Origin of the sequence: uncultured Tessaracoccus sp., from assembly GCF_947286155.1 — a bacterium.
Lineage (GTDB): Bacteria > Actinomycetota > Actinomycetes > Propionibacteriales > Propionibacteriaceae > Arachnia.
The window spans coordinates 25418-32487 of record NZ_CAMYPD010000034.1 but is presented as its reverse complement, the minus strand read 5'-3'; the positions used below and the strand labels follow the sequence as shown (position 1 = coordinate 32487).

Here is a 7070-nt window from a genome sequence, read left to right as displayed (position 1 = left end):
TACACGTAAGGAGTCGTCGGCAGCGTCAGATGTGTATAAGAGACAGGGGCTAAACGCAAACCGCCGCGGGGTACGGCACTGTCCGCCCGCCGACAACTGAAGCAACGTGTTCGCAAAAGGCTGGTTCGCCAGCCCCCACCCCCGGACGAAGGCCGGGGCCCCGTGGTCGAAGTATCGGCCAGCCAAGGCAGCGGGGACGCGACGCGCCACACACCTTCGCAACTGGCCAGAACCAGTTGAAACCTAGAAAGGTACCGCCTGATGGCACGCCTCGTTGGTGTAGACCTTCCGCGCGAAAAGCGCCTGGAGGTTGCACTCACCTACATCTTCGGCATCGGGAAGACCCGCGCAGCCGAGACCCTCGCCGCCACGGGAGTGAGCGGCGATCTTCGAGTCCACGAACTCACGGAAGACCAGCTGGTCAAGCTCCGTGACCACATCGAAGGTAACTACGAGATTGAAGGCGACCTGCGTCGTAGCGTCGCTGCAGATATCCGTCGCAAGGTTGAAATCGGCAACTACCAGGGCCGACGTCACCGCGCCGGGCTGCCCGTTCGTGGCCAGCGCACGCGCACGAACGCTCGCACCCGCAAGGGCAAGAAGAAGGCCGTCGCCGGCAAGAAGAAGGCACGCTGACCCCCGCGGTGAGCTGGAAGACTGTAGGAGAAACTCACACTTATGGCTACTGCAGGCCGCAAGGGCGCACAGCAGAAGATGCGCCGCAAGGAAAAGAAGAACGTGCTGGTGGGCCAGGCCCACATCAAGAGCACGTTCAACAACACCATCATCTCGATCAGCGACCCCTCGGGCGCCGTCGTTGCATGGGCGTCCGCCGGCACCGTCGGGTTCAAGGGTTCGCGCAAGTCGACACCGTTCGCCGCGCAGATGGCAGCCGAGGCTGCCGGACGTCGCGCCATGGAACATGGCATGAAGCGCGTCGACGTGTTCGTCAAGGGCCCCGGCTCCGGCCGTGAGACCGCCATCCGTTCGCTGGGCGCCATCGGGCTCGAGGTCGGCACCATTTCCGACGTGACCCCCGTGCCGCACAACGGCTGCCGCCCGCCCAAGCGTCGTCGCGTGTAAGTCAATCTCGAGATAGAAAGGACAGCAGAGAATCATGGCTCGTTACACCGGCCCTCTCACCAAGAAGTCTCGTCGTCTCGGGACTGACCTCGTCGGAGGCGACAAGTCGTTCGAACGTCGCCCGTACCCTCCGGGTCAGCACGGGCGTGGGCGCACGAAAGACTCCGAGTACTCGCTGCAGCTCAAGGAGAAGCAGAAGGCTCGCTTCGCGTACGGCGTGCTCGAGAAGCAGTTCCGTCGCTACTACCAAGAAGCAGATCGTCTCCCCGGCAAGACCGGTGACAACCTGCTGCGCATCCTCGAGACCCGCCTCGACAACGTCGTGTACCGCGCAGGCTTCGCGTCTACCCGTCGTCAGGCCCGCCAGCTCGTCGTGCACGGCCACTTCCTGGTTAATGGTCAGCGCGTGAACATCCCGTCGTACCGCGTGCAGGAGAAGGACATTATCGACGTCGCTGAGAAGTCGATGAACCTCCACCCGCTGGTTGTTGCTCGCGAGACGCATCACGAGCGCACGGTTCCGGCGTGGCTTGAGGCCCGCCCCAACCGCATGCGCATCCTCGTCCACCAGCTCCCCGTTCGCGAACAGATCGTCGTGGACGTTCAGGAGCAGATGATCGTCGAGCTCTACTCGAAGTAGTAGCACCCTGGGGGCCGGAACCGCTCCGGCCCCCGTTATCGCACCATCAAATAGCGGTTGGTGCGGGAAGGAAACACAATGCTCATCGCTCAGCGTCCTACGCTCACCGAAGAGGTCATCTCCGATTACCGTTCGCGTTTCGTGCTCGAGCCCCTCGAGCCCGGCTTCGGCTACACGCTCGGTAACTCGCTGCGTCGCACGCTGCTCTCGTCGATTCCTGGGGCTTCGGTCACCAGCATCAAGATCGAGGGCAACCAGCACGAGTTCTCCACGCTGGAAGGCGTGGTGGAAGACGTCACCGAAATCATCCTTAACCTCAAGGGCCTCGTGCTCTCGTCGGAAGAGGACGAGCCCGTGGTGATGTACCTGCGCAAGGCTGGCGCCGGTGCCGTGACGGCCGCCGACATTCAGCCCCCGGCAGGCGTGCAGATTCACAACCCCGAGCTGCACATCGCTGAGCTGGCCGAGGACGGCAAGCTGGAGATGGAGCTCGTGGTGGAGCGCGGCCGCGGTTACGTCTCTGCAAGTCAGAACAAGAACCCGGACGCAGAGATCGGCCGCGTGCCCGTCGACTCCATCTACTCGCCGGTACTCAAGGTCACCTACAAGGTGGAGGCCACCCGTGTCGCCCAGCGCACCGACTTCGACCGCCTGGTGATCGACGTCGAGACCAAGCCCTGCATCGCACCTCGCGACGCCGTTGCGTCCGCCGGTGGCACGCTCGTGGAGCTCTTCGGCCTCGCTCGTGAGCTGAACGTCGACGCGGAAGGTATCGAGATTGGTCCTTCCCCCGTCGACGAGCAGATCGCCGAGTCGCTCAACCTTCCGGTGGAGGATCTTGACCTCTCCGTGCGTTCCTACAACTGCCTCAAGCGTGAGGGCATCCACACCGTGGGTGAGCTCGTCGCCCGTAGTGAGGAAGACCTCCTGGACATCCGCAACTTCGGCTCGAAGTCCATCGACGAGGTCAAGGAGACCCTCGCAGGTCTCGGCCTCGCGCTGCGCGACTCTTCGCCGGGCTTCGACCCGATGGAGGCCATCGAGCGCTACGACGAGGACAACGACGCGGATTTCGCGGAGACCGAGCAGTACTGACCCCGAGCCCACGGCTCGAACACATTTTCTGGAGAAACTGACATGCCTAAGCCAACTAAGGGCCCTCGCCTGGGTGGCACCCCCACGCATCAGGGGATCATCCTGCGCAACCTGGCCACGCAGCTTTTTGAGCACGGCCGCATCACCACCACCGAGACGAAGGCTCGTCGTGTGCAGCCGGTGGCTGAGAAGCTCATCACCAAGGCGAAGAAGGGCGACCTGGCCGCCCGTCGTGAGGTGCTGAAGGACATCACCGATAAGGGTGTTGTGGCTCAGCTCTTCGAGGAGATCGCTCCCATGATGGCGGAGCGTGAAGGCGGGTACACCCGCATCACCAAGATCGGCCCCCGCAAGGGCGACAACGCTCCGATGGCGATCATCGAGCTCGTCACTGAGAAGGTCGAGAAGAAGGCCAAGCCTGAGCCAAAGGCTGAGGAAGCCCCCGCGAAGGCGGAGGAAGCTCCGGCTGAGGCCGAGGAAGCCGACGAGGCGACGACCGACGCCGCTGAGGAAGCCACCGACGCTGCGGAGGAAGCTCCCGCTGAAGCCGAGGAAGCTGCCGACGCTGATGCTGAGGACGCCGAGTCCAAGTGACGCGGTAACCCAACGTGCTGAGAGGGCCCCTTCGGGGGCCCTCTTCGCGTTTGGTGGGGCTGGGGGGATTACGCCTCGACGACGTCGCGGGCCTGCTCGAAGGCGTCGATGGCGCGATCGAGGTCGGCGCGGGTGAGCGTCGCGCTCAGCTGGGTGCGGATTCGCGCCTTGCCTTTCGGTACGACGGGGTAGCTGAAGGCACGCACGTACACCCCGCGGGCGAGCACTTCGTTGGCCATCCTCGCCGCCTTCACGGCATCGCCAATCATGACCGGCACGATCGGGTGGGTGGATTCGGGAATCTCGAAGCCGCGCGCCGTCATCTCGGTGCGGAAGTAGCTGGTGTTCTCCCGCAGCTGGGCGAGCAAATCGCCTGAACCCTGGATGAGCTCCAGCACGCGCAGGGTTGCGCCGGTGATGGCAGGTGCGAGCGAGTTCGAGAAGAGATATGGCCGTGACTTCTGCCGGAGCATCTCGACGATCTCCGCGCGAGCGCAGGTGTAGCCGCCCGACGCGCCGCCGAGTGCCTTGCCCAGGGTGCCGGTGAGGATGTCGACGCGATCCTGAACCCCGAACAGCTCGGGCGTGCCCGCGCCGTGTTCACCGACGAAGCCCACGGCGTGGGAATCGTCGACGAAGACCAGCGCGTCGTGGCGCTCAGCAAGGTCGCAGATCTCGTCGAGTGGGGCGAGGTAGCCGTCCATGGAGAAGACGCCGTCGGTGGCGATGATGCGGTAGCGGCAGTCTTTGGCGGCGACGAGTTGGGCTTCCAGGTCGGCCATGTCGCGGTTCTTGTAGCGGAAACGCTGCGCCTTGCACAGGCGGACGCCATCGATGATGGAAGCGTGGTTGAGCTCGTCGGAGATGATCGCGTCGTCGGGGCCGAGCAGCGGCTCGAAGAGTCCGCCGTTGGCGTCGAAGCAGGAGGAATACAGGATGGTGTCCCAGCCGTCGGGCGTGGGCCTGAGGAAGTTGGTGAGGGCCTCCTCGAGCTGGCGGTGTCGGGTTTGCGTGCCGCAGATGAAACGCACGGAAGCCATGCCGAAACCCCACTCGTCGAGGGAGCGTTTCGCGGCCGCGATGAGTTCGGGGCTGTCGGCCAAGCCGAGGTAGTTGTTGGCGCAGAGATTGAGTACGCCGTCGCGACCATCCTCGACGGAGATCTGCGCCGACTGGGCGCTGGTGAGCGCGGCTTCGTCTTTGTAGAGCCCCTCGTCGCGGAGGGTTTGGAGCTCGTCGCGGAGTGCTTCTTGCATGCTGCCGTACATGGGTTAGTCCTCCCAGTTCATGATGACTTTGCCGGACTTCCCATCGCCTGCGATGCGGAAGGCCTGCTCGAAATCGGTGTAGTGGAATCGGTGCGTGATGACGCCGGAGATGTCCAGCCCGGCTGAGATGAGGGCGGTGCCTTGGTACCAGGTTTCGAAGATACGACGCCCGGTGACGCCCTGGAGCGTGAGCATGTTGAAGATGATCTTGCTGAGGTCAAGTTCGACGCTGCCCACGGGGGTGCCGAGCAGCGCGATGCGTCCGCCGTGCACCATGTGGTCGATCATGGTGCTGAGCGCGGCGGGGGAGCCGGACATTTCTAGGCCGACATCGAATCCCTCTTTGACGCCGAGTCGTGGCCACACGTCGCGGAGGTGGTGGGTTCGCACGTTGACGGTCTGCGAGATGCCGAGCTGTCGGGCCAGGGCGAGGCGTTCGTCGGAGAGATCGGTGAGTACCACGTTGCGAGCCCCCTGGAACTGTGCGACGAGTGCAGCCATGATGCCGATGGGGCCCGCGCCGGAGACCAGGACGTCCTCGGCAAGACACGGGAACTGGAGGGCGGTGTGGACGGCATTGCCGTAGGGGTCGAAGATAGCGGCGACGTCCGCGTCGATATCGAACGGGTAGACCCACACGTTCGCGGCGGGCATCACGAAATATTCGCACATGGCCCCGTCGACGGCGTACCCGATGCCCTTGGTGTTGGCGCACACCTCCCGTCGGCCAGCCAGGCAGGCTCGGCATCTGCCGCACACGTAGTGCCCCTCTCCGGAGACGAACTGGCCGGTGCTGAGGCCGTCCACAGCCGACCCGACCTCAACGATGGTTCCTGCGAACTCGTGGCCGAGCACTCTGGGGGTGGCGACGGTTTTGGCTGCCCACCCGTCCCAGCGGTCGATGTGTACGTCGGTGCCGCAAATGCCTGTGCGTTGCACCTTGATCTTGACGTCCGTGGGGCCGACCGTGGGTTCTGGGATGTCGACGAGTTCGAGCCCCGTGCCCGGGCGCGTCTTTGCGATGGCCTTCATACCTGCACACTGTAATGCCGCGACGGGTGCGGTGCTGGTGGTTGAGTAGCTGCGCGTCCACCGGTGGTTGAGCCGCCCGCGTAGCGGGCGTGTCGAATCCATCCACCACGAAACTTCAAAATCCGTACGCAGATTCACTTAACCCCCCAAAATAGAGGGTTCGATCAATCTGCGTACGGATTTTGAAGGCGTCGGGCTGGTGAGTACCCGATCAACCTCGTGGGCCGCACCAGGCGAGGCGTTCGTAGTGTGTTTGATGATCGGGATATGTTTCCGGTGGGGCAATTACGGGTGGGCTATGAGGCGTCCTTCATGAAGCGCTCAGTGAACTTGGGGCCTGGGCTCAGGACTAGCGCCTGTTCCTCAGACGTGTCGAGGTTGTGGCCATGAGCCGTGGCATCATCTATGAACTCTTGGTAGTTCCCGATCTGTGGCTCAAAGGTGCCGTCGGGTGCCCAGTAATAGACGTTGCGGCTGAGCATGCCTCCCGGCGGATTGAATCCGGCCTCCGGGATAAGCGTATTGAGCAGTTGCGCTATCGGGATGAGACTGGTGAGGCCCTCGTCGCGAGTGGGCAGAGAATACATCAGCAGTGAGCGATTGGGGACAGCGAGCAGCAGTCCATCTGGTGCTTCGATCTCGAGTTGCTGGAGCAGCGCATGTACATCGCCGATCTTCGAAGCGATGAACATAGACTCACCATTAGCGAAATGCACACTGTCTTCTTCGAAGAACTCATCAATGGGTTCGGCGTTCGTGTTGCGCTGGCCCTGAGCGAAGAGCGCATCCACTGGGATCTCAAGTTTTGCGACGCTTTCGTCTTGCAGTGTGGCGACGTGCGTCGGATAGTCAAGGCAAAGCACTTGTAGTAGATCGTTCCCAAAGGGTCGCCCGTATTCGTAGGATTCTGCTTCCGCTCCTGAGATGATCCGAGTCCGGATCATCGTGAGTAGTTCTTCTCTGCTCGGCTGGGGAGCGGAGTCGGCCTGCGCGGCTGTAATCGCAAACTGCAGCCAGCGTTGCAGCGTGTCCTCCCACTCCTGCATGGGAAGCTCTTGAAGTTGGTCAGTCAGGTTCTCCAGCGACAATGTGCCGCGACCGTCGATGTCGAGAGCATGTCCATGTTCAGTAATGACCGGCGTCGCGGTGATGCCGCGCACTTCGAGTTCGTGGATCAGGTAGCCGGCGGCGCTATTGAGCATGAGCTCTCGTTCTGGGTACTGGTGTTCGCTCACTGGGGTCTCCTCCGTGCATTCCGTCGTCAGTCTACGTACGGTTGGGTATGTTGTAGCAGCACCTCGAAGTGTCGTGGCTGGACAACGCGAGTGCCCAGCGCCCTGGAGGTGGGCTTGCGATTC

General features: G+C 63.0%; 8 protein-coding genes. 5 read left to right on the top strand and 3 right to left on the bottom strand.

Going from position 1 to position 7070, the window contains the following annotated elements; translation table 11 throughout:
- Positions 1-261 precede the first annotated feature (261 nt).
- The 5 genes from rpsM to rplQ all read left to right on the top strand — a co-directional run bounded on the left by rpsM (position 262) and on the right by rplQ (position 3412).
- Entirely contained in the window at positions 262-636 is a 375-nt protein-coding gene (rpsM, locus tag Q0X68_RS09415; RefSeq protein ID WP_108870058.1) for a 30S ribosomal protein S13, read from the top strand.
- Positions 637-678: 42 nt separating this feature from the next.
- Complete coding sequence (gene rpsK / locus Q0X68_RS09410; RefSeq protein ID WP_108870056.1) at positions 679-1083, top strand: 30S ribosomal protein S11; 405 nt, start codon at positions 679-681, stop codon at positions 1081-1083.
- 34 nt (positions 1084-1117) lie between these two features.
- Positions 1118-1723, top strand: coding sequence for a 30S ribosomal protein S4 (rpsD, locus tag Q0X68_RS09405; protein WP_297750746.1), 606 nt, complete (start codon positions 1118-1120; stop codon positions 1721-1723).
- A 78-nt stretch (positions 1724-1801) separates the two neighbouring features.
- Positions 1802-2818 carry a DNA-directed RNA polymerase subunit alpha gene (locus Q0X68_RS09400; protein ID WP_108870052.1) on the top strand — a complete coding sequence of 339 codons (1017 nt, stop codon included), beginning with the start codon at positions 1802-1804 and terminating at the stop codon, positions 2816-2818.
- A gap of 42 nt (positions 2819-2860) precedes the next feature.
- Positions 2861-3412: a 50S ribosomal protein L17 gene (rplQ, locus tag Q0X68_RS09395; protein WP_297750741.1), complete on the top strand. Its 552-nt coding sequence runs from the start codon at positions 2861-2863 to the stop codon at positions 3410-3412.
- A 68-nt stretch (positions 3413-3480) separates the two neighbouring features.
- Here rplQ and Q0X68_RS09390 read toward each other — a convergent pair whose 3' ends face one another.
- From Q0X68_RS09390 to Q0X68_RS09380, 3 genes are all read right to left on the bottom strand, one after another.
- Positions 3481-4668 (bottom strand): glycine C-acetyltransferase, encoded by a 1188-nt coding sequence (locus tag Q0X68_RS09390; RefSeq protein WP_297750752.1) that lies wholly within the window; start codon positions 4666-4668, stop codon positions 3481-3483.
- A 15-nt stretch (positions 4669-4683) separates the two neighbouring features.
- The gene (gene tdh, locus Q0X68_RS09385) at positions 4684-5712 is read right to left on the bottom strand and encodes an L-threonine 3-dehydrogenase (RefSeq protein ID WP_297750737.1); all 1029 of its coding nucleotides are present in this window, start codon (positions 5710-5712) and stop codon (positions 4684-4686) included.
- 296 nt (positions 5713-6008) lie between these two features.
- On the bottom strand, positions 6009-6947 hold the full coding sequence (locus Q0X68_RS09380; RefSeq protein ID WP_297750734.1) for a hypothetical protein: 939 nt from the start codon (positions 6945-6947) through the stop codon (positions 6009-6011).
- Positions 6948-7070: the final 123 nt, after the last annotated feature.